The sequence below is a fragment of the Vibrio tritonius genome, assembly GCF_001547935.1.
Taxonomy (GTDB): Bacteria; Pseudomonadota; Gammaproteobacteria; order Enterobacterales; family Vibrionaceae; genus Vibrio; species Vibrio tritonius.
The window spans coordinates 359749-381099 of record NZ_AP014636.1; the positions used below are offsets into that span (position 1 = coordinate 359749).

Annotated in this window: 24 protein-coding genes; 20 read left to right on the forward strand and 4 right to left on the reverse strand. The window is 40.7% G+C overall.

What is annotated here, in order from left to right; genetic code table 11:
* Window positions 1–2 precede the first annotated feature (2 nt).
* The 18 genes from JCM16456_RS16780 to JCM16456_RS23810 all read left to right on the forward strand — a co-directional run bounded on the left by JCM16456_RS16780 (window position 3) and on the right by JCM16456_RS23810 (window position 16191).
* Window positions 3–1340 (forward strand): TadE/TadG family type IV pilus assembly protein, encoded by a 1338-nt coding sequence (locus tag JCM16456_RS16780; RefSeq protein ID WP_156430583.1) that lies wholly within the window; start codon window positions 3–5, stop codon window positions 1338–1340.
* A gap of 18 nt (window positions 1341–1358) precedes the next feature.
* The gene (locus JCM16456_RS16785; RefSeq protein ID WP_068716648.1) at window positions 1359–1985 is read left to right on the forward strand and encodes an OmpA family protein; all 627 of its coding nucleotides are present in this window, start codon (window positions 1359–1361) and stop codon (window positions 1983–1985) included.
* A gap of 764 nt (window positions 1986–2749) precedes the next feature.
* Window positions 2750–2968, forward strand: a complete 219-nt coding sequence (locus JCM16456_RS16790; protein WP_068716650.1) for a Flp family type IVb pilin — start codon at window positions 2750–2752, stop codon at window positions 2966–2968.
* A gap of 24 nt (window positions 2969–2992) precedes the next feature.
* Window positions 2993–3433: a prepilin peptidase gene (locus JCM16456_RS16795; protein WP_068716652.1), complete on the forward strand. Its 441-nt coding sequence runs from the start codon at window positions 2993–2995 to the stop codon at window positions 3431–3433.
* Window positions 3434–3461: 28 nt separating this feature from the next.
* Window positions 3462–4247, forward strand: a complete 786-nt coding sequence (cpaB, locus tag JCM16456_RS16800; RefSeq protein ID WP_068716654.1) for a Flp pilus assembly protein CpaB — start codon at window positions 3462–3464, stop codon at window positions 4245–4247.
* Window positions 4248–4257: 10 nt separating this feature from the next.
* A complete protein-coding gene (locus tag JCM16456_RS16805; RefSeq protein WP_082712349.1) occupies window positions 4258–5637 on the forward strand; it encodes a type II and III secretion system protein family protein in 1380 nt (459 codons plus the stop codon).
* Window positions 5634–6119 (forward strand): hypothetical protein, encoded by a 486-nt coding sequence (locus JCM16456_RS16810; RefSeq protein WP_068716656.1) that lies wholly within the window; start codon window positions 5634–5636, stop codon window positions 6117–6119. The genes JCM16456_RS16805 and JCM16456_RS16810 overlap by 4 nt, the downstream gene beginning before the upstream one ends.
* 6 nt (window positions 6120–6125) lie before the next feature.
* Window positions 6126–7358, forward strand: coding sequence for an AAA family ATPase (locus JCM16456_RS16815; RefSeq protein ID WP_068716658.1), 1233 nt, complete (start codon window positions 6126–6128; stop codon window positions 7356–7358).
* 5 nt (window positions 7359–7363) lie between these two features.
* Window positions 7364–8647 carry a CpaF family protein gene (locus tag JCM16456_RS16820; protein ID WP_068716660.1) on the forward strand — a complete coding sequence of 428 codons (1284 nt, stop codon included), beginning with the start codon at window positions 7364–7366 and terminating at the stop codon, window positions 8645–8647.
* The gene (locus JCM16456_RS16825) at window positions 8647–9576 is read left to right on the forward strand and encodes a type II secretion system F family protein (protein ID WP_068719001.1); all 930 of its coding nucleotides are present in this window, start codon (window positions 8647–8649) and stop codon (window positions 9574–9576) included. The genes JCM16456_RS16820 and JCM16456_RS16825 overlap by 1 nt, the downstream gene beginning before the upstream one ends.
* Before the next feature lie 6 nt (window positions 9577–9582).
* A complete protein-coding gene (locus JCM16456_RS16830) occupies window positions 9583–10452 on the forward strand; it encodes a type II secretion system F family protein (RefSeq protein ID WP_068716662.1) in 870 nt (289 codons plus the stop codon).
* On the forward strand, window positions 10442–11239 hold the full coding sequence (locus JCM16456_RS16835; protein ID WP_068716664.1) for a tetratricopeptide repeat protein: 798 nt from the start codon (window positions 10442–10444) through the stop codon (window positions 11237–11239). Before JCM16456_RS16830 ends, JCM16456_RS16835 begins: the two co-directional genes overlap by 11 nt.
* A complete protein-coding gene (locus JCM16456_RS16840) occupies window positions 11217–11753 on the forward strand; it encodes a TadE/TadG family type IV pilus assembly protein (protein ID WP_068716666.1) in 537 nt (178 codons plus the stop codon). Before JCM16456_RS16835 ends, JCM16456_RS16840 begins: the two co-directional genes overlap by 23 nt.
* On the forward strand, window positions 11734–12288 hold the full coding sequence (tadF, locus tag JCM16456_RS16845; protein ID WP_068716668.1) for a tight adherence pilus pseudopilin TadF: 555 nt from the start codon (window positions 11734–11736) through the stop codon (window positions 12286–12288). The genes JCM16456_RS16840 and tadF overlap by 20 nt, the downstream gene beginning before the upstream one ends.
* A 1-nt stretch (window position 12289) precedes the next feature.
* Window positions 12290–13750 carry a TadE/TadG family type IV pilus assembly protein gene (locus JCM16456_RS16850; RefSeq protein ID WP_068716670.1) on the forward strand — a complete coding sequence of 487 codons (1461 nt, stop codon included), beginning with the start codon at window positions 12290–12292 and terminating at the stop codon, window positions 13748–13750.
* Window positions 13751–13759: 9 nt separating this feature from the next.
* The gene (locus tag JCM16456_RS16855; protein ID WP_068716672.1) at window positions 13760–14380 is read left to right on the forward strand and encodes an OmpA family protein; all 621 of its coding nucleotides are present in this window, start codon (window positions 13760–13762) and stop codon (window positions 14378–14380) included.
* 234 nt (window positions 14381–14614) lie between these two features.
* Window positions 14615–15964: a TadE/TadG family type IV pilus assembly protein gene (locus JCM16456_RS16860; RefSeq protein WP_068716674.1), complete on the forward strand. Its 1350-nt coding sequence runs from the start codon at window positions 14615–14617 to the stop codon at window positions 15962–15964.
* Between the two features lie 35 nt (window positions 15965–15999).
* On the forward strand, window positions 16000–16191 hold the full coding sequence (locus JCM16456_RS23810; RefSeq protein ID WP_156430585.1) for a hypothetical protein: 192 nt from the start codon (window positions 16000–16002) through the stop codon (window positions 16189–16191).
* Between the two features lie 102 nt (window positions 16192–16293).
* Here JCM16456_RS23810 and JCM16456_RS16865 read toward each other — a convergent pair whose 3' ends face one another.
* The 4 genes from JCM16456_RS16865 to JCM16456_RS24055 are packed head-to-tail and all read right to left on the reverse strand — an operon-like array spanning window position 16294 to window position 18908.
* Window positions 16294–17172 carry a metal ABC transporter substrate-binding protein gene (locus JCM16456_RS16865; protein WP_068716676.1) on the reverse strand — a complete coding sequence of 293 codons (879 nt, stop codon included), beginning with the start codon at window positions 17170–17172 and terminating at the stop codon, window positions 16294–16296.
* A gap of 27 nt (window positions 17173–17199) precedes the next feature.
* Window positions 17200–18060 carry a metal ABC transporter permease gene (locus JCM16456_RS16870; protein ID WP_068716678.1) on the reverse strand — a complete coding sequence of 287 codons (861 nt, stop codon included), beginning with the start codon at window positions 18058–18060 and terminating at the stop codon, window positions 17200–17202.
* A 9-nt stretch (window positions 18061–18069) separates the two neighbouring features.
* Window positions 18070–18774, reverse strand: a complete 705-nt coding sequence (locus JCM16456_RS16875) for a metal ABC transporter ATP-binding protein (protein ID WP_068716680.1) — start codon at window positions 18772–18774, stop codon at window positions 18070–18072.
* Window positions 18771–18908: a hypothetical protein gene (locus JCM16456_RS24055; RefSeq protein WP_169795773.1), complete on the reverse strand. Its 138-nt coding sequence runs from the start codon at window positions 18906–18908 to the stop codon at window positions 18771–18773. The genes JCM16456_RS16875 and JCM16456_RS24055 overlap by 4 nt, the downstream gene beginning before the upstream one ends.
* 448 nt (window positions 18909–19356) lie before the next feature.
* On the opposite strand from JCM16456_RS24055, the gene JCM16456_RS16880 reads away from it, so the two are divergent.
* Together JCM16456_RS16880 and JCM16456_RS16885 are read left to right on the forward strand one after the other, a co-directional pair.
* Entirely contained in the window at window positions 19357–20031 is a 675-nt protein-coding gene (locus tag JCM16456_RS16880) for a haloacid dehalogenase type II (RefSeq protein ID WP_068716682.1), read from the forward strand.
* 31 nt (window positions 20032–20062) lie between these two features.
* Window positions 20063–21337, forward strand: coding sequence for an NAD(P)/FAD-dependent oxidoreductase (locus JCM16456_RS16885; protein WP_068716683.1), 1275 nt, complete (start codon window positions 20063–20065; stop codon window positions 21335–21337).
* Window positions 21338–21351 lie beyond the last annotated feature (14 nt).

Sequence of the window (21351 nt, forward strand, 5' to 3'; positions counted from 1 at the left end):
ATATGATGAAACACACTCGTTTTCAAAAACAGCAAGGCCATGCAGCCTTACTATTTGTTTTATTTATTCCAATGTTATTTGGCGTTTTTGTCTTGGGATTAGATGGCGCTAGAGCATTACAAAATAAAGCTAGACTCGACGAAGCAACCGAGGTGATGGCACTTGCGATGTCGGGACAAAATACCAGTTCTAGCGCGACACGAAATCAGATAGTTAATGATTACGTATCTTACTTTTTTCCCAAAGCGACGATTGAATACTTAGACACAAAAGTCATCCCTTGCGATGCTAACCCTAAATGTGATTTATCCGCACTTGCGACACAACAGTTTTTTGAATACGACATTCAGCTGACCATTAGTGAGCCAACTTGGTTCCCAAGCAGTGGTATTTCTAATGGTTTTGGTGAGTCGATGAATATTGCCAGTGCATCAGCTGTACGAAAGTACAACTCAAAATCGGTAGATGTCATTTTGATCTCAGATTTCTCCGGTTCGATGGCGGAATCGGTGAGTGACGACCGTGATCCTAAATATGTTGAGCTTAAAGATATTATTAGCACGGTATCGAGCTCGCTTGCCGAATATAACCAAAACACGGGAACCAATAGTCAAATCTCGTTTGTCGGATTTGATGGCTTTGTATTTCCAGGTACCGGGTATACCACAAGAGTCTGTAATAGTTTTTATTGTACGAATCGACACTATTATTATGCCTATTCCTATTTGATCTGTAGTCATGACCGAGAGTCTAATGGCACTGTGTATCCGAAAAATAGCGGTTGGTGTTATAGCCAGTCACAATATGTCGATCCTTATGCAACCATAAGTAATGTTTTCGATGAATCAGCTTATGCAGCAACCGGAGTTACCAGCAACTTACACTTTTATACGTTAGGTCTGACTAACGATTTTTCCACGTTTGTTAATAGAGTGAATCAATTTGGTCCTTCAGGAACGACGGCGTTCTATGCTGGGCTGATCCGTGGCGCCCAAGTTGCCGCCGAAGGTGATAACTCTCGACGACTATTCATTATTCTTTCTGATGGCATGAATAGCTATGAACAGATCACCGACTCGCTTGTATCTAATGGCTTATGTTCTGCCATTACAGATGAATTAAATACAAGGCAGACTTCTGAAGGCGAAACGGTCAAGTCACGTATGTTTGCCATCGGTTTTGGTTATACCATTTCAAACTACCCACAGATGAAAAACTGTGTAGGTGAACAGAACGTATATGACGCAACCGATAAAGACTCAATCAAAAACAAAATATTAGAACTTGTTGCAGATGAGATGGGCCGACTAGAGCCATCGGATCTTGCTCCGTCTAACTAAAGGTAGATAAGGTTAACTATGTTAAAACGAACTTCACTCGCGATCGCGCTCATATCTACATCTCTTGGTGTGGGAGCAGAACCTAGGTCTAAATACTCATTTTTGTGCAACAAAAATGACAATATTCAAGGGTACGAGTTGTCGGTGGGGAAGCCATTACGTGTTCAGATGTACCCTGGCAATTCGATACTAAGCTCAAATAATGATGTACGCATGGATCAAGAGTGGATCATGCAGAACATCGAGCCAGACGTTATTCCTCCCAAGTGCATTAGCTATTTCCTTAGTCAAGGTTATTGGCAATCAGGGCGGAGTATTGCTCGCTTTCATTTTGAATTTGATAGCCGTGAGTTAACAGACGAAGACAAGATGATTTTTTCTCGCTTAGTTAAGGCTCTGTCGAATACGCCGAATGTATCGGTAGTCGGGCATACCGACAATTTTGGTACAGAAAAGTATAATCAAAAATTGGGGCAACATCGCGCCGACGAAGTGGTTAAGCAGGCAATGCAGCAAGGTGAAAACATCATGCTGACATCGAGTAGCCGAGGAGAGTCATCACCCATAGTTGATAATAAAACTGAACGTAACCGCGCTTATAACCGTCGTGTGGAAGTGATCTTTGATGACCGCTCTGCAAAATAGTAATCACCATTCTATTTGAGGTGATTTGGATACAATCTCTAAAAAGGGAACCTGTCGGTTCCCTTTTTCTACAGAATCACATTCTTTACGCCAAAATCAGAGTCGTTTTGGGGCATAAGACCAAGTGAAGACCTTCTTTGGAAACATTATCATCAGCCGTACTGGTTGAGATAAATATCAAATAGTTACCTCTATCATGATTTTTGTGTTATTGTCCTGCCCGCTTTTGATATATCAAGCAAAAAAGAACCGTAATAAATCAATACCCACTATTGGTGATTTTTAACAAATCTTTTTTGCTAACTATTCTCATCGTTGATGAGAATTTCTGCTGTAAATATCTTCCCAACTCTGATGCACTCTTACTTATAGTATTGATATTTAAAGGGTGTGTATTCGTTAACTATACTGTGCAATCGTATTGCGTAGTACATTTTTCGGTGCAAGATGTCTCATTTATGAGATTTTCTGGCGACTCATTAAGTTTTCCACTAGTTTTTGCTATTCATCAAACTCAATGCAAATTATCCTTGCTACATCCAGTTGTCCAAACGCTGACATTTTGTTGACACAATTTCACCTCATACTTTTTCTTGGTGAATAGCGAAGGTCGTCACTGGAATACATGATCGAAAACACACTAGCAAGTTAGTTGACTCAACACTTGTAGGGGATGCTTTGTCTTGATTTTCCGTTACAGGTTAGTAAAGAGAAGTGTGGATCAAAAAATAAAAATTGAATTGGTTTAATTTAAGGATATTAAAATGTTGATGAATCTAAGCTGCAAACTTTACTCAAATATCGTTGCTTTTGCTCAAGACAAACGTGGCGTAACTGCAATTGAATACGCAATTATTGGTGTGGCTATGTCTGCAATTGTTTATGCCGTATTCGATGGTCCTCTCAAAGGTTCTCTTACTCAAGCGATGAGTGCTATTTCTACCAAGATTACTTCTGCAAGTAACATTACAGTTAAAAGCTAATCTCTATAATAGATGACAGTTAATATGGAAGGACTGATATATTGCATATTAGTCCTTAATTTACTTTATATCGTTGTCTTTGACTGTTGGCAACGAACTATAAGTAATAAAGCGATTTTTTTGCTTGCAGTTATCTCGTGTTTTCTGATTAAGCAGCATTTTTATCCTATATCACTAGCTATTGCACTAGCAGTACTTGTGCTCGGCATTATTATATTCAGTGCAGGCATCTGTGGTGCTGGTGATATAAAACTGCTGTTTGTCCTTATTCCCATGATTCATCATCAATGGTTATTACTCTGTTTTACCTTGATGTTTGCTTTAGGCGGAGTTCTAGGAATTGGGCTATGGCTGGGCGATAAAATTTGGCCGCAATGCAAATTGAGTGCTAAAGGCGTGCCTTATGCCGTACCTATCTGCATCAGTTTTGGCTTTGGCCTATTTTTAACGGCAATAACGCATTAAATAAACTCTAGATTTTATCGGTAATATTATGAATATTAAAGTGGTTACTCTTGTAGCTGTTTTGGCCATTTTTGCGGGTGGTTACGGTTTAACACATCAATCGTCAGCCGAGCCATCACAACCGGTAAAGCAGAAAAAACAAGAGCTGCTTGTTAAAGTTTACGTGGCAAAACATGACCTAGCAAAAGGTGAAGCGCTGTCTCGTTCCGATGTTGTGGTAGAAAAATGGAAGCAGGCTAAGGCCAATAAATTTGGTCTTGATAAAGATCAGTCACTGGTATTTAAAACGGGTCAGCTAGTGCGAACTCCTATATCAGCTGGTGCTGTTATTTATCCTGAAAATATTATATCAATCCAAGACCCTGACTATGTCGATTTTATTATCCAGCCAAATAGAATTGCTTTCCCACTGGAAACAACCTCAGATGCTATTGTTGGCGGAGTCATTCGAACAAACAGTCATATTGATGTATTAGCGTTAACGTCGACAGCACAAAATTTAGCGAATGATCGTTCAATAAATTCTTACAAAGGGGTCTCTCTTGCTCCCATTTTGATGAATATTAAAGTATTAAAAGTCGCGACTGAGAAAGTAAAAGAAAATAAAGAAGAACGTGACAAAACGAGTTTAATTCTCGAGTTAACCCCTAAACAGGTATCAACACTCACCATTGCCAAGCGTATTGCACAATTAGAAGTTCACCAAACGATTGAGAATGTAACCGCAAAAGACTTATCGGCGAATTCCGGTGATGTGATGGGAACTTACCATGCAATTACTGAGTTCCGTGCCGGAAACTCATCTGTGAAATAGAGTACTTGAAATGAAACTGAAAAGTAGTTGGCTATACCAAACGCTGATGCGTTTATCATTTTTGTGTATTTTTTTAACTGGCTCAACCGTTTTTGCTGCGCAAGTGACAAATATTGCTAACGGCGAAGCTACTGCTTTAACAACCAAAGAAGATATCAGCTCGGTTTTTATTGCTGATCCAGCGGTTGCCGATTATCAAGTCATCGGCAAGAACAAAGTGGTGGTATTTGGTAAAAACATTGGTAGTACCTCTATTTTAGTGTTTGATGGTGATGGTGAGACGTTATTAAGTCGCACTATTGTGGTGAATGAAAGCTTATTAGCCATCAAACAACAAATCGCTTTGCGTTACCCTGAGTTAGATATTTCTATCTATAACTTGGGCAAACAAGTGATTTTAAGTGGGATGGTGTCATCTGAAGAACAAAAACAAGACATCGAAACACTGGTGGGGGAGCTACTTGGTAAATCGGGCACTGACAATTCCGTTTCGCTATCTAGTAGCGATAGTCCCGACTCTTCTGAGTCATCAAGCTCATCTTCTAACTCTAACTCAAGTTCAACGCTTAAAGTGGGTAAAACGTATCAAGGCGTAGTCAATAATCTTGAAGTTGCTGTGACAAAACAAGTTAATGTGAAATTAACTATTGCAGAAGTCTCTCAATCGTTCTCGGAGAATTTGGGTTTACAGATGTACAGTGATGGTCAAAGTAATGGTATTTTCGTTAACCCATTAAAGAGCTTTAGTGCCAGTGACATCGTCTCTGTTATTAACGCTATTGCTGATAACTCAGTTGCTCAAATATTAGCAGAGCCCAATATGTCGGTTATTTCAGGAGGCAACGCAAACTTTTTAGTCGGTGGTGAATTACCTGTAGTAACTATTGTTGATGGTAGTACTAGCATTTCATATAAAGAATACGGTGTTAAACTGAATTTAGCCGCTAATGTACTTCGTGACGATAAAATTCAATTGGCAATCGAGCCAGAAGTTAGCTCCCTAGATTCGATGTACTCAAACGAAACTTACGATGTACCTGCGTTAAAGACTCGTAGAGCTCAAACTACTATCGAGCTTGGCGATGGGCAAAGCTTTGTATTAGGCGGCTTGCTGAATAATGAAGAGACCGAATCACTATCTAAAATCCCTTACATTGGTGATGTCCCTATTTTAGGTGCGCTGTTTCGTTATACAGAAACTTCACGTAAGAAAACAGAATTGGTGATTGTCGCAACAGTGAGCTTGGTTAAACCGATTAAAAGCCAAGATGTTAAATTGCCAGCGTTTGAGCGTACCACAAACCTACAACGCTTCTTTGCTTGGGATAAAAAGACAGATAAAAACTATCCAGCTCGTCAGTTGCTATTGGATGGAGGATTTATCCAATGAAAAATATGACTATAATCGCGCTCTTCTCATTATTCTTAATGGCATGTAGCCAAGTAAGAGACCGTTCTGGTATTGAATTGGATCTTTATCCTATTACTGCTTCGTTATCAATGGATGTTGGAAATGTAGTTCAAGCTAAACGCCAAGTTAACCAATTTATTATTGAGCATAAGCAAGAATTGCTGACAGACTCGATTGAATTATTTGCTAGTAATAATAAGCAGCGTCAATTGGCTAAATATACTCGTCAAAAATTATTGGTTATTGGTGTATCTAAACAGCAAATATCGGTTAGTAATAGTACATCATCTGGTCTTTTTGAACTGCGTATGACCCAATTTCATGTGAAGAGCGGCAAGTGCCATTACGTGAACTACAACTCTTTAAATACTATGTCGGATGACCACGGTTGTAATGTTGAAAGCAATCGCTGGACTTCTATGACCAATCCAGAACGTTCATTAGGTTCTATAGGTAAGTAAGCAAGTATGTTTAATTTAGTTGACACACTAAAGTCAAAACAAAAGCAAGAAGCGGAGCAGGAGCAGATTCAGACGGTTTTGTTTTATCAGACAGAGTCTTGTCAAAACCTTGTTCAAGAATCTTATCGTTTTGAAGGGATTGCCGAGCCGGCAACCCTTTTGAACAATGATGACGAAATTGCAGAGCACGTTCGATTACAAAGCGTCGAAATTGTTATTATCGAATTGAACGATAGTAAGAATATTGCCAAAGATGCGGAGCGTATCAGTCACCTCTTGCCAAGCCATGCTTCTGTGATTGTTATTGGTAGTGAAGATGCTATTTCAACCATTCGTAACCTTAAGGCGCTAGGTTTTTATTACCTATTTTGGCCGATCACTAAGCAAGAACTGATTGATTTTGTTCGTAGTGTGCATGAAAACCGTGAACGCAACCGTGGTCCTGGTCAAAACCGTCGAGCTAAGCGTGTATCGATCCTTGGAGCAAAGGGAGGAGTAGGAGCCACAGCCATTACGGCTGAGCTATCTTATCTGCTTTCTGAGGAAAAACATGCCTCTTGTGTCGTTGTAGACCATAACTACACGAGCGGTAATATCGATATTATGCTCGGTATTCAAAAGTTTGAAAAACGTCGTATGCAACGAGGTGCTTTTACCGAATTGCTGGACTTATCCAGTGCGCGTGGTTTGCTTTATAAGCAGAGTGAGTTACTTTCGGTATTAGGTTTAACCTCTAAAGAGTTTTCTCATGAAGAAATTGCTGAATATCACCGCTCAGTAATTAATGTCATGATGAGTGAATGTAACTTTATAATTGAAGATTTCTCGGCGTCATCAGGCCAAGTCCATCTCGAAAAAAATAGTTGGCTAGACAGTGACTGTATTATTTTGGTGCTTTCTCCCACGGTATCATCATTGAGAGATGCCGGACGTCTCAAATTATTACTAGATAAGGTGCCGCTGTCCGAGCGTCCTCGAGTATTAGTCGTCGTTAACCATACTTGCCCAGAAAAATTTTCTACCGTGACCTTTTCTGAAATAGAGAAGTTTTTGGAAATTAAACCAGATGCCATCGTGCCTTTTATTTCTAACTTCGGTGAAGAAATTCTCAATGGCAAACGCTTAGCAAAATTGAATAATAAATCTTCGGTACCTATTCGAGCGCTAGCATCTTTAGTTGTGGGTGAAAAAACCATAGCTAAGTCATCTTGGTTAAATAAGTGGTTTAAAAAGGCCTAAATACCATGATTGGAACTAAAGATCTTTACGTCAAACTACGTAAGCAAATATTTGATGCACTTGATCCGACAATGATCGGTAGCATCGAGCGGCCTCAATTGCAGTCACAGCTCGAAAGCGCTGTGAATCTTTTGCTGGAAAACGAAGATGTTCCAGTGTCTAACGTTGTTAGACACCAGTTTGTTGATAGTTTAACCGATGAATTGGTCGGATTAGGGCCGCTACAACGTTTAATGGATGATGAATCGATCACCGATATTATGGTCAATGGTTCGGATGCGGTATTTATTGAGCGTAATGGTTTAGTCGAAAAAGCGCCGATCAGTTTTATTGATGAAAACCAACTGCTAGCGATTGCCAAGCGAATCGCTAGCCGCGTAGGTCGTCGAGTTGATGAATCCAGTCCGACGTGTGATGCGCGCTTAGTTGATGGTAGTCGTGTTAATATCGTTATTCCGCCAATTTCTATTGATGGAACTTCGATATCAATTCGTAAGTTTAAAAAGCACAGTATTGATCTGCAAAAGCTATGTGAATTTGGCGCTATGAGCCCAGAAATGGCTCAATTACTGATGATCGCTGCGCGTTGCCGACTCAATATTTTGATCTCTGGTGGTACAGGTTCTGGTAAAACGACCATGTTGAATGCGTTATCAGAGTATATTTCTGAGAAAGAACGCATTATTACCATAGAAGATGCTGCAGAGCTAAAAATGCAGCAGCCGCATGTTGTGCGTTTAGAAACTCGAACGGCAGGGATTGAAAATACTGGTTTGATCAACCAGCGTGACTTAGTGATCAACTCGTTGCGTATGCGTCCTGACCGCATCATTGTCGGCGAATGTCGTGGCCCAGAGGCATTTGAAATGCTCCAAGCCATGAACACGGGTCATGATGGTTCGATGTCAACATTGCACGCCAATACTCCACGTGATGCAATGGCCCGTGTGGAATCTATGGTAATGATGGCGAATAATAACCTTCCTCTTGAGGCGATTCGTCGCACGATTGTGAGTGCAGTTGATTTGATCATCCAAATTTCTCGTTTGCATGATGGTTCGCGTAAGGTAATGAGCATTACGGAAGTCGTCGGTTTAGAAGGCAGTAACGTGGTAATGGAAGAGATATTTCGCTTTCAACCCTCTTACCAGGCGAGCGAGGATGGCAAGGTACGAGGCAATTTCATTACTGCGGGTTTGATGCAGCGTTCTGTGCTAGTTGAAAAAGCGAAGTTTTTTGGTCTAGAAGATCAACTGATGGCGGCTTTTAGAGCTGGAGAGCCGGCATGATTATTTATCTTCTTATTATGCTACTAGGTGTCGGAACTATTATCTATGTTGTGCTCAACCAACGTAAATTGCATCGTTCACGTCACTCCTATCTTAATGAATTTAATAAGACAGAGTTTGTTCATTCTCTAGTAACCAACCAACAAGCGGTTGACCTTGCATCTCTTTTAGAACGCTCGTTTTCTGAAAGCGTGAAACAACGTTGGGAGAACTTTAAAAAGCAACTCGGAGCGAAACCTGAGCTTAAACTATTGCTGGTATTTGCAGGGCTGTTCTTTGGTGCGATTATTTTTAACCGTACCTATCTTCGTGCAGATAACACGTTATTTGTGCCGATTTTTATGTTGTTAGGCTTTGTTTTCTTCTACCGTTGGATGCAAAACCGTGAACGTAAGTTATTTGAAGAGCAGTTTCCTGATGCACTCAATATGATGACCAGTGCCGTTTCTTCCGGTGAAAGTATTATGCATGCGATCTTGTATGTTGGCGATAAACTCGAAGGTGATATTGGTAAAGAGTTCAACCTAATGGGGCGAAGATTACAACTTGGAGAAACACCTGATGAGGTTTTTCGTAAGTCGTGTCGGCGTTATCCATACCCGTCTTTTTATTTCTTTGTTATCACGCTACGAGCCAATATGCAGCGAGGCGGGCAATTAAAGGAAATTATGCATCGTTTAAACCGAACGATGTTTAATGCTAGAGCGGTCGAAAAGAAAAAATTCGCTTTGACCTCAGAAGCTCGTACCTCTGCAAAAATTGTTGCTGCTATACCATTTATTTTTCTATTTATGCTGCAATTCTTGAATCCTGAAAACTATGAATTCGTCATGTTCAATGCTTCTGGTCGAGTCATTCTTTATTACGTCATTATTAGCGAAGCGATTGGTATTGGCATCGTTTGGTCATTAATGAAGAGCGTTAAGTAGATTGCTATGAATATAACGATGGTTTTATCTTTTTTACTGCTAAGTTTTGGGATTGGCTCATTATTGTTTGTGGTGGGTAAGAGTCGTCGACAAAAAAAGCTGACTCGCTTTAATCTCGACATTCCTCAACATGACGATAATGAATTAGCCAAAGTTGCAGATTTTTTTGACCGAGTATTTTCTAATAGCCAAGAAGAAATAGAGAAAAAATTTTTAGCCGCAGGGATTTATGACACATCTTGGGCTAAATATTATTCTGTAGTGAAATATGGTCTGTTGTTATTGGGTGTAGCATTCGTTGCTGCTGGCTACTACTGGTTTGATTTTACCCAAAAACAGATCATTATGATTCTAGGTATTTGGGTCTTAGTGTTGCTACTCGGTCCTGATATGTATATGGCAAAACGTAAGAAAGAACTCCAGAAAGTGATTTCTGCAAAGATGCCCTACATGCTAGATCTGCTGGCGGTTTGTGTCCAAACCGGTATGACGATAGAAGCTGCTGTTAGCTACTTGTCCTTAGAGTTTGGTGCTTTCGACAAAGATTTAAGTCATATGTTGAAGAAAGTGGATGAACGTGCACGTCTTGTAGGATTAGAGCAAGCGCTATCTGAATTATATGAACGTATCCCGAGTAACGAAATTCGCAGTTTTGTTATGACGCTTAACCAAAGTTTGCAATATGGTTCCTCTATCTATTCCGTATTAACAACGTTAAGCGCTGATATTCGCGAAGTCCAACTGCTTCATGTGGAAGAAAAAATAGGTCAGTTGTCCTCAAAGATGTCTATTCCACTCATCATTTTTATTATGGTTCCAATCGTGATTTTAATTGCCGGGCCTGGGATCATGAGGTTAATGCAAAATGGTCTATAAATTAACATCTTACCTTTTTTTAGCTCTGGTTTTGTCTGGGTGTACTTCTTTGCAAGACAAAGGGACTCATCTCTCGGATGAGACCAACGAGAAAGTGTTTATTAGCACTGGGAACTACCCCAAGTTGATTGAGTTCTATAAAAAACAACTCAAAGATGATGAAGATAGTAAAACGCGAATAAAGCTCGTGAATGCTTATGAACGGGTTAACGATTATTCCTCGGCCATTTTTTATCTTGAACCGCTATTAGATGAAGCGAGTAAGGCAACGGTTGAGGTTAATATTCTTGCTGGTCGTGCATATCTTAATCAGGGAGACTTTCAGCAAGCCAAACGCTATTTGGAACGAGCCAACAAGCAAGAAGCCAGTAATGCAGAGGTGATGAATTTACTTGGTGTACTGGCAAGCTACCAAGGTGATTTTCCTACCGCTAAAAAATGGTTCTTGGCGTCGCGTACAGCCATGGGGGATGACAAAAAGGTGAAAAATAACCTTGCCCTTATTGCCATGCTTGAAGGGGATTTTGCAACGGCAAAGTACCTTCTAATTCAGCTTGTTGAAGACAAAAGTGCCCCCCAGAAGAAAGTGCGTTCTAATCTAGCGTTGGTGTATGCCAAGCTAGGAGACAAAGCGGCTTTTAATGACTTGATTCGACAATCCGATAGAATAAAAAAAGATGAGTTATTTGCTCAATTGCAGCAGGTTCAGCTGGTGAATATGAGCTCTCTATTGTCCAATTCCACTTTAGATAATGGTGATACTAATGAAACGCCACTATCGAAATAAGTCTATCAAAAAACAAAAAGGCGTTGCGGCAATTGAATTTGCGATGGGCTTTTTCTTTTTTTGGTTAATGTGCGCCGCTTGGGTCGAGATGAGTTTTCTATCTTATGTGTCTGCTATTGGTGATTTAGCCATTTCACAAGTTGCGTTACACAGTAAGAGAGTTTCTTCTGAATGGTCGAGTGCTAATGATGTCTTTTTGGCTGATTTTGAATCTGTGATAGATAAAAGTGACAGTTTATGGCGCTATGTCGTTGATTCCGATGATTTTAGTTACAGCATTCGTTACGTTGCAAGTTATGAAAGATTAGTTGATGAAGATGATACATGTGAAGTGACGGATACCAGTGAATCGAATAGCACTACCTGCGGTGATGCATCAAATGCGGCTATCGCTATTTATCGTCTTCAATATGATGCAAAACCTATTTTTAATTATTTTCTCGATAGTAACACTCTGTTTTCTCGTGAAGCCATAGTCATCCAGGAATATCAACGTGAAAAATTCGAACTGTAGTAAAAGCAAAGGTAACTTTACGGTGGAGTTTGCCATTGTTGGTGTATTCTTTGCGTTATTACTGGTATTTAGTGGTGACATTATTATAAAACTCAGTATTAAAGGGAAATTAGAGCGACTCTCTTATTCAATCGTTAATATTGTAAAAGAGCGTACCCAGTTATTTGGTGAGGACGAATATAGTATCGATGATACGGAAGCAGAGAATGCTTATACCATTACCGTTGACTCACTAAAAAGGACCATGTCAAGTTTTGATGAAAGCAAATTTGGCTTTGTTTTAGATGCATACACAAGAACTAATTATGGTACTGGCGATGGGATAGATAGCCTAGGTTCATGGTCTCAGGAAGGCAGTAATATTTCTTGTCAATCATCTAAGCCAGACAAAGAACTTATTTTCCAAACCTCTTGGGGGCGGTCAGCTACCTTTTATCAGGTGACACTATGTTATGCATCACCCAATTGGTTTGGTTCTGTTATGGGCGGTGATTATTCGAAGATATCAGTACGCTCTGCAGCGGTAGGACGATAACATGATAAGTCATCGCAATAAGCAATCAGGACATGCAGCAATACTTTTTGCCATGATGATCCCGCTATTATTTGGCGTTTTTATTTTTGGTACTGATGGGGCAAGAGCATTACAAGCCAAAGCTCGTTTAGAAGAGGCCTCTGAAGCCGCGGTGCTAGCCGTAGCGGGGCAAAGTGGATCAACTCAGGCTGCTCATGATGAAATGGCGACCAATTACATTCAATACTATTTCCCATTTGCTGAGATGGAAGATATCACTACCGAAGATATCCCATGCTCTGAAAATTCAGCCTGCAATACCAAGGATGATGCAGTTAATCGCTTTTATGAGTATACCGTTTCTGCAACCATAGCTGAGCCGAATTGGTTTTCTAAGGATACTATATCAACCAGTTTTGGCGATTCTACCGATGTTGGTGGTTATTCATCTGCACGTAAATATCAGTCGCAAACGGTCGATATTATCTTAGTATCGGATTTTTCATCCTCGATGTTACAAAGTACAGGCACTAGTGTAAATTCCAAAGTGACGGATTTAAAATCGATAATTTCAGATGTTGCTGATACGATTAACGAATACAACGAACATACTGGAACACAAAAAAACACCATGGCGTTTGTTGGTTTTGGATATTATACCTATGGTGAGTACTCAACAAGTATTAGTAAAAATGGTTCTACATATAGTGGGTTTCCCTATTACACCTATCTCATGTGCACTGGAGCGAAAAATAGCTCACATCCTGCTAATGATGGTTGGTGCGGAGCTTCATCGAACGATTTAGGAAATATTGATTATTTACAGTCTGTAAGCGCGGCAAATATTTTCGATGAAAGTGCCTACTTACCTACGAATATTATTCAATTGAAATATAGTATTACTGATGCAACATATGAAACATTAAAGCCCGAAAATAACAATAATGTAAAATCAGAGGCATATAAGATGTTTACAGAAGAATCATACAGTGGTTATCATCATTTTAGATATTACAACTTGGGTTTAACATCAGATGTTTCTGAGCTTAGTGACACCATTAATGATTTTTATCCTCAAGGTTCAACGGCATTTTATACAGGCTTGATTAGAGGGGCTCAAATTGCAAATAAAGGAACTAATTCACGACGTTTAATTATCATTTTGTCGGATGGTAATAATACACATGAAGATGTTACAACGAAGTTAGTTTCTGATGGTCTCTGTGACAATATTACAGATACACTGAATACCCAAACCACGACTGTTACCGACAGTGAAGGTCATGAGGTTGAAGAATCGGTTAAGTCTCGAATATTTGCAATCGGATTTGGATATCAAGCGAGTCAGAACCCTGGCATGACAAATTGTGTTGGAACGAATAACGTTTATGACTCAAATGATAGTGATGAGATCAAAGACAAAATTTTGGAATTAATTGCAGAAGAGATGGGGCGGTTAACGCCATCAGATGAGACAAATTAGGATAATTTTATGAAAAAACAATTAATAATTTCTTTGGTGGCAAGTGTTATTTCTGCAAGCTGTTTGGCCCAAGAGTCTGATTTGTATTCTTATTTGTGCAATAAGGATGGCAATACGCAGGGTTATCAAATGACGGGTGGCACGGCAAAAAAATTGGTGATGTACCCTGGCGATAGTTTACAAACGGCAGCAATAACCGCAAACCCAGATCAAGATTGGCTACTTAGCCAAGTGAAACCTGATCAAGTGCCAACGGATTGCTTGAGTTACTTTTTGAGTCAAGGTTATTGGCAAAAAGGTCAGAGTATCGCTCGTTTCCATTTTGAGTTTAACAGCAAGTCATTGTCTGGTGTTGATAAGGCGATTCTTACTCGTTTAGTGACTACATTGGCGCATACACCTAACGTATCCGTTGTTGGTCATACAGACTCAATCGGCTCAGGTGCTTATAACCAAAGCTTGGGTGAAAAACGTGCACAATCTGTGGTTAAACTTGTATCGAGTCAGAGTAAAGACGTGTCGTTGACAACAAGTAGCAGAGGGGAAAGCCAGCCAATCGCTGCCAATAGTACTGTTCAAGGTCGTGCACTTAATCGTCGTGTTGAAATTGTGTTAGAAGATTTAATGTAATAAAGAATATTTATTTAAAATAATAAAAAAGGCTTAACATTTACGTTAAGCCTTTTTTATTGTCCTGCCATTTAGCGAATTCCTTATTGTTAAATTACCAATGTAAATCTATGTAAGTGTGTGTCATTATTATGTCAGATCTTGTTATTGGATATACGCAAAACCTTAATACGATATAGTAGTGTACGAACGATTTTCTATCAAAATACTCTATAAATTCAGTTGGTTGATATAATGATAAATAGAAATAGGCGAGACCAATCAGGCCACGCTGCGTTGCTTTTTGCTCTAATGATTCCATTACTTTTTGGTGTTTTTATTTTGGGAACTGATGGAGCAAGAGCATTACAGAGCAAAGCTAGGTTAGAAGAAGCGTCAGAAGCTGCTGCATTAGCGATTGCTGGGCAAAGTGAATCTTCACAAGGATCTAGAGATGCTTTGGCAAGTCGTTACATTCGGTATTATTTCCCTCATTCCGATATCATACGAATGGAAACACAAAATATTCCATGTTCTCAGAATCAGGATTGCGAAAAAATTACTTCTGCCACAGAACAATATTTCGAGTATACGGTTTCTACTAATATTGAACAAAAAAATTGGTTTTCGAATGATACAATAGCTACCAGTATGGGGGATGGGCTCAATGTCGGTGGTTATTCTCAAGCAAGAAAATATCAATCACAGGCTGTAGATGTTATTTTAGTGGCCGATTTTTCTGGGTCGATGCAAGATCGCCTACCTGGTGAGAATAAAAATAAAGAGCAACAGCTAATAGAAGTAATGAAAGAGGTAGCAGATACCCTAAATGATTATAATCAGCATTCAAATTTAAAAAGTGAACTCGCTTTTACCGGTTTTAACTTTTTCACCAAAAAGTATACTTTTGATAGTAATGATTTGAAATATTATAATTATCTTATATGTAAAAAAGCATATCAGAATCAATTTAGGCAACAAGGCTGGTGTTTTGATTCTTATGAAAATGGAAGAAATATAGATGTAAATGCAACTGTTTCCCAAATTTTTGATTATGATGCTTATGATTATTGGACAGAAAAACAAATAATAGAAAATAACTCTTGGGGGCAAGATATAGTTAACGCGAGATTTCGTGAAATACCATTAACAGATGATTTTAGTAAGTTTAAACGTGAAATAAGTCAGTTTTATGCCAAGGGTGGAACAGCCTCTTATACAGGATTAATAAGTGGTGCTCGTTTAGCCTATGATGGTGATAATCAGAGAAAACTGATAATTTTATTATCCGATGGACAGGATAGTAACTATTTTAAAGCGGATGATAATATATCATCTGCTCTGATTTATAAAGGGAAATTATGTTCAGTCATAATATCTAAACTTAATGAAAAATTGGTATATAACGATAGTACACAGTCAAACGAACATGTAGTTTCGAAAATGTTTGCCATCGGTTTCGGTTATGCCGCGTCAGATTACCCAGTTATGCAACAATGTGTCGGCCAAGGTAACGTATACGATGCAAAGAACAGTGAAGCAATAAAGGATAAAATCCTAGAACTGATTGCAGAGGAAATGGGGCGTCTTTCCCCATCGGATTAATCCTCTCTCTTTCAATATACCCAAATGACCTCAAGATGCAGACTTCAGAGCTTCATCAACGAGCACAGGTCAAGCTCAATGACGGCAGGAATGGTCATTCCCTTTCAACGTCATTGGGCGCAGAAATGGGCTTGTTGATGAGCTCCTATGCTGCGTTACCGATTTTCTACGTAGAATACTATGTATTTAAATATAACTATGTATTCAAATCGGTGCCTTGCCTATGAGCGAATACATTCTCGCTGAAACCGCATCTTGAGGTTACTTGGGTATAAACAAGGCCTGAATATTCAGGCCTTGTTTATTTTCGATAGTAATAAATTTAATGATTACTTCATACTGTTATAAATAACATCCACGTTGTGCTCGAATGCTTTTGCGTAAGTTGGTGCTTCGCCGTTCGCGTCGGTTAATGCTTCAGGATAAAGTTCGCCACCTGATTTTGCGCCGGTTGCTGCCGCAATTTGTTTAACTAGACGTGGGTCAGTTTGGTTTTCGATAAAGTAAGTGTGGATATGCTCTTGCTTGATTTGGTTAATCAGTTTACCGACATCTGCTGCACTGGCTTCTGCTTCGGTTGAGAAGCCTACAGGTGCAAGAAATTGCACGCCATACTCTTGGCCAAAATAGCCAAATGCATCATGACTGGTCATCACTTTACGTTTGTCGTTAGCGACACCCGCGAATTTGCCTTTTGCCCAGCTATCCAGTTTTTCTAGTTTCTGAATGTAAGCTTGGCCTTGAGTTTGGAAGTATTTCGCATCCGCAGGGTCAGCTTTAATCAATGCGTTCATTACGTTACGCGCGTAAATGACACCATTGGCTGCACTGTTCCACGCGTGTGGGTCAGTAATGGTTTCGCCATCTTCCACCATAGAACGAGTTTTAACGTCTGTTGAAGCTGTCACTACGTCACCCTTGTAGCCTGAAGCGGTTACCAAGCGATCCATCCAACCTTCTAGACCTAAACCGCTAATAAACACCACGTCGGCTTTGTTGATCAGTACGCTGTCTTTAGGTGATGGTTCGAACGTGTGTGGGTCGCCATTGGGACCAACCAGTTCGCTGACTTTTACGTGTTCACCACCGACTTGTTTCACAATGTCACCTAGAACCGAGAAGCTCGCTACGGTATTCACTGTGTTAGCAAATACGGAAGGACTAAGAGCGATTGCGATAGATAGCGCAGTGGTATGCCAAAGTTTCATATAAATTCCTTATAAAAAAGTATTCAGTTAGTGTTGTTGCTTGCGATAAATCGGAAAAATGCCTTTTTCTTTGCCAAAGGCAATCGAGAGCAAAAAGCAGATGGTTGCAGTTAAAACGATGGCTGGCCCAGCCGGTACCGATTGATACCAAGACCATGTAAGGCCAATAAATGAACTCACCATGCCTGTAATAGCAGCAATCGCCATAGTTGAAGGCAAATGGTTGGTCCAACAGCGAGCTGTGATGGCTGGCAGCATCATTAATCCAACGGTCATCAAGGTGCCAAGGATCTGAAATCCAGCCACTAAGTTCATCACGACCAGTGCCATAAACATCGCATGAACTAAGGTTGGAAAACGCTTAGAGCGTGCTTGGAAAAAGGCTGCATTAAACGATTCAAATACAATGGCGCGATAGAAAAAGGCCAATACGAGAATCGTGATGGTCGCGATTACTCCGATAAAAAGCAGCGACTGATTATCGACAGCCAATAACGAACCAAACAGCAGGTGCAGAAGATCAACACCGGAACTGCGCAAAGAGACCAGTGTTACGCCAAGTGCGAGTGAACCTAGGTAGAGACCCGCGAAGGTAGAATCTTCATGCAGCCTAGTGGCATTACTGATCCAGCTTGAACTCATTGCCACGAGTAGGCCGGCAACAAAACCGCCTAATCCCATGGCAAGCAAAGACATGCCAGCGCACAGATAACCAATCGCAACACCGGGCAATACCGCATGGGAAAGGGCATCACCGATAAGACTCATACGGCGCAGTAACAAAAATACACCAAGTGGAGTCAGGCTAAGAGATAGAGCCAGACACGCGACTAAAGAGCGGCGCATAAAGCCAAATTGAATAAAGGCATCGATTACGTGATAAGTCATCTTTTTTCCTTAACCGAAGCTCAGTTCCATACGAACCGACTGGTTATAAATGTCACAGCTGTTTAACACATCCTGGGTCTTGCCCCAGTGAGAACACTGTTCGTTGATCAGCAGTGTCTGGGGGAAATAGGACTCCACAATGGCTGGGTTATGCAGCACGGTGATAATGGTTTTCCCTTGTTGATGCAGCTCGCAAATCAGATTGAGGAGTGTCTCTTGAGTTTGGCTATCAATGCCGGTAAAAGGCTCATCCATCATCATCACAGGCGAGCCTTGCACCAGAAGGCGGGCAAACAGCATGCGTTGGAACTGACCGCCAGAAAGCTGGTTGATGGTGTAGTTAGCCAGATCGATAATGCCGACATGTTCCATCGCGTTGGCAATTTTTGCCATGTCATCACGCTTAATCGAACTTAAAATGCCTTTGTGTGGCCAACATCCCATCGCAACCACATCCGATACTGTGATTGGGAAGGTGCGGTCGATGTCACTTTGTTGTGGTAACCATGAGAGCAGTTCTTTGCGTGGGCGACTTAAAGCGAGGTCGCCAGAAATCGGTGGTAATAATCCACATAAGGTTTTTAATAGGGTTGATTTACCTGCGCCATTGGCTCCCATGATGGCCGTTAGGCTCCCGGACTCAAACTGTCCAGAAATCGGTTTAATAAGCGGTTTACCCTGATAGCCAACCGTGAGGTTATGTAAGGTAATCATGGTAGTTTAACCGCCCAGAAAATGGCGCCCCAAAGCAGCGCTAAAAGTACCAGCATTAATGCCACGCGGGTAACGCCAGAGCGAGTTAATAAAGAGCGATAGTTTTTATCACTCGAAGCTGTAAAACGAATCATGGTCAGGTCTAAGATTGGTTTGATTTGTTATGTTATATTGTAACAATAACATTTTCTTACAATTTGAGGGAAGCACAATTGTTTTGATGATTCACATAGTTTGATTATCAAGGTGATTGAGCCTGTTTTGACTACAAAAGGACGTACTGCGGTAGATTCTACTTCCGTCTCGGTTGAGCCAATTTTTTCATCAAAATTAAAAAATAAATATAATTCAGATGGTTATGTTTAATTTTTATCTAATTTCTGACCGTTATAACGGTCAGGAATCATAGCGAACCGTATTAACTGCTGTTCGGTTTTCAAAAACGCATGGTTTCTACTTCTTGCTCGGCTAATTAAACGTCTTCTGCTGCTACACCTGTGGTGAAATGAATTTAGAAGATGACAAAGAGTGAACTCAGTTTGTCATTAGGACGCGACGTAACGTTTTAAGGAAGGAAACACTATGAGCATTAAACGCCCTAAATTCATTACCTTTGATTGCTATGGCACATTGACTAATTTTGGTATGGCTGCGATGACCCGAGAAATTTTTAAAGATCGTATCTTGCCTGAACAGATGAACCAGTTTGTTAAAGACTTTGGTAGTTACCGCTTAGATGAGGTATTGGGAGCATGGCAACCTTATGATCAGGTGATAAAAAGTGCATTGGAAAGAACCTGTCGCCGTTGGGGCATCGCTTATAACGATGCTGAAGGCCAAAGTTACTATGATGCCGTGCCAACTTGGGGGCCTCATGCCGATGTTCCATCTGGCTTGGCACGTTTAGCCAAAGAATTTCCATTGGTGATTTACTCAAATGCGAGTGATAGCCAAATCATGAGTAACGTGGAAATGTTAGGCGCACCATTTCATAAAGTGTTTACCGCTGAACAAGCCAAATTCTACAAACCTCGTCTCGGTGCTTTTGAATACATGCTCGATAATTTGGGCTGTAATCCAGAAGATGTATTGCATGTCTCTTCTAGTTTTCGTTACGACCTAATGCCAGCGGATGACATTGGCATTACCAACAAAGCCTTTATTGCTCGTGGGCACGAGCAGCCTGCAGATCCTATCTATCGCTATAACCAGGTTCCTGATATCAATGCGCTCGCAGACCTTCTCGGCCTCGATTAACGCAACGTCATCTTATGAGAGGTAGGAGAAGATGCTTAATCAATCATTTTGGATTCATACCGGCCCAACCTTAACTCATGGTGAGCCCAGCAAGGTGGAAGGCCGTTATGATGTGGTTGTTATTGGCGGCGGTTTGACTGGTATTGCAGCTGCTTACACATTAGCTAAAGAAGGGGCCAGTGTGGCCCTATTAGAAGCTGATGCCATCATGCAGAAAGCTTCCGGACAAAACGGCGGACAATGTAGCACAGGTGTTGCGCAGGATTTTGCGTCGATGGCTGCATCACTAGGGTTGGATAAAGCCAAGCGTTATTACACCGCTTATTCTGAAGCAGTAGATACCGTGCGCCGTTTTATTCAGCAAGAGAACATCGAGTGCGACTATCGTGAAAGCGGCAAATTGAAGTTGGCAGCTAAGCCTCAGCATGCCGATAAAATTCATCGCACTTACGAATTAATTAAAAAAGAAATAGATACCAATGTCGCTTTTTATGAAGCCAATGAACTGAAAAGTGAAATCGCTTCTGACAAGTTCTATGCGGGATTTTTACAGCGAAACGCCCTACAGTTACATGTCGGTAAATTTGGTGTCGGTTTAGCTGAAGCTGCGATTCGTTATGGGGCCAAATTTTTTGAGCATGCTCCGGTGACAAAAATGTCCCAACAAAACGGGGAAACCTTGGTTGAAACTCCACGCGGTACATTAGTCGCTAAACAGGTCATCGTGGCAACCGGCATTAGTCAACAAGGCCCTCTAGGTTGGTATCGTCGCCGAATTGTTCCAGTAGGCAGTTTTATGCTCGCGACAGAAAAACTGGATCCCAAACTGATCGAAAGTTTGATGCCGTATAAACGTTCTTATGTCACCAGTAAAAACATCGGTAACTATTTCCGCGTAATGGGCGATGATCGCATTCTGTTTGGTGGCCGTGCTCGTTTTGCTATGAGTAATCCAGAATCTGACGCCATCAGTGGCGAAATATTGATGCGAAGCATGATCGACATGTTCCCTGCATTAGACGGTGTAAAAGCCGAATATTGTTGGGGCGGGCTCGTCGATATCACACAAAACCGCTTACCTAAAGCGGGCACTCATAACGGCATGTTCTATGCGATGGGATACAGCGGTCACGGTGTTCAGATGTCGGTCTACATGGGTCAGCAATTGGCACAAATGCTCGGTGGACGCGAAGAGGCCAACCCATGGAGAGATGAAACTTGGTCGGCTATTCCTGGCTATTTTGGTAAGCCTTGGTTCTTACCTTTTGTTGGTGCCTATTATCGATTGCAAGATTATCTCCACTAATCGTCAGTGGATTG

Bases quoted from the DNA above. Each gene is read 5' to 3' on its own strand.
- JCM16456_RS16860 (WP_068716674.1), top strand. From the start codon at position 14,615: ATGATAAATAGAAATAGGCGAGACCAATCAGGCCACGCTGCGTTGCTT.
- JCM16456_RS16850 (WP_068716670.1), top strand. From the start codon at position 12,290: ATGATAAGTCATCGCAATAAGCAATCAGGACATGCAGCAATACTTTTT.
- JCM16456_RS16810 (WP_068716656.1), top strand. From the start codon at position 5,634: ATGAAAAATATGACTATAATCGCGCTCTTCTCATTATTCTTAATGGCA.
- JCM16456_RS16780 (WP_156430583.1), top strand. From the start codon at position 3: ATGATGAAACACACTCGTTTTCAAAAACAGCAAGGCCATGCAGCCTTA.
- JCM16456_RS16805 (WP_082712349.1), top strand. From the start codon at position 4,258: ATGAAACTGAAAAGTAGTTGGCTATACCAAACGCTGATGCGTTTATCA.
- JCM16456_RS16815 (WP_068716658.1), top strand. From the start codon at position 6,126: ATGTTTAATTTAGTTGACACACTAAAGTCAAAACAAAAGCAAGAAGCG.
- JCM16456_RS16865 (WP_068716676.1), bottom strand. From the start codon at position 17,172: ATGAAACTTTGGCATACCACTGCGCTATCTATCGCAATCGCTCTTAGT.
- JCM16456_RS16870 (WP_068716678.1), bottom strand. From the start codon at position 18,060: ATGACTTATCACGTAATCGATGCCTTTATTCAATTTGGCTTTATGCGC.
- JCM16456_RS16885 (WP_068716683.1), top strand. From the start codon at position 20,063: ATGCTTAATCAATCATTTTGGATTCATACCGGCCCAACCTTAACTCAT.
- JCM16456_RS16840 (WP_068716666.1), top strand. From the start codon at position 11,217: ATGAAACGCCACTATCGAAATAAGTCTATCAAAAAACAAAAAGGCGTT.
- JCM16456_RS16855 (WP_068716672.1), top strand. From the start codon at position 13,760: ATGAAAAAACAATTAATAATTTCTTTGGTGGCAAGTGTTATTTCTGCA.
- JCM16456_RS24055 (WP_169795773.1), bottom strand. From the start codon at position 18,908: ATGATTCGTTTTACAGCTTCGAGTGATAAAAACTATCGCTCTTTATTA.
- JCM16456_RS16830 (WP_068716662.1), top strand. From the start codon at position 9,583: ATGAATATAACGATGGTTTTATCTTTTTTACTGCTAAGTTTTGGGATT.
- JCM16456_RS16835 (WP_068716664.1), top strand. From the start codon at position 10,442: ATGGTCTATAAATTAACATCTTACCTTTTTTTAGCTCTGGTTTTGTCT.
- JCM16456_RS16875 (WP_068716680.1), bottom strand. From the start codon at position 18,774: ATGATTACCTTACATAACCTCACGGTTGGCTATCAGGGTAAACCGCTT.
- JCM16456_RS16785 (WP_068716648.1), top strand. From the start codon at position 1,359: ATGTTAAAACGAACTTCACTCGCGATCGCGCTCATATCTACATCTCTT.
- JCM16456_RS16880 (WP_068716682.1), top strand. From the start codon at position 19,357: ATGAGCATTAAACGCCCTAAATTCATTACCTTTGATTGCTATGGCACA.
- JCM16456_RS16795 (WP_068716652.1), top strand. From the start codon at position 2,993: ATGGAAGGACTGATATATTGCATATTAGTCCTTAATTTACTTTATATC.
- JCM16456_RS16820 (WP_068716660.1), top strand. From the start codon at position 7,364: ATGATTGGAACTAAAGATCTTTACGTCAAACTACGTAAGCAAATATTT.
- cpaB (WP_068716654.1), top strand. From the start codon at position 3,462: ATGAATATTAAAGTGGTTACTCTTGTAGCTGTTTTGGCCATTTTTGCG.
- JCM16456_RS16790 (WP_068716650.1), top strand. From the start codon at position 2,750: ATGTTGATGAATCTAAGCTGCAAACTTTACTCAAATATCGTTGCTTTT.
- JCM16456_RS23810 (WP_156430585.1), top strand. From the start codon at position 16,000: ATGCAGACTTCAGAGCTTCATCAACGAGCACAGGTCAAGCTCAATGAC.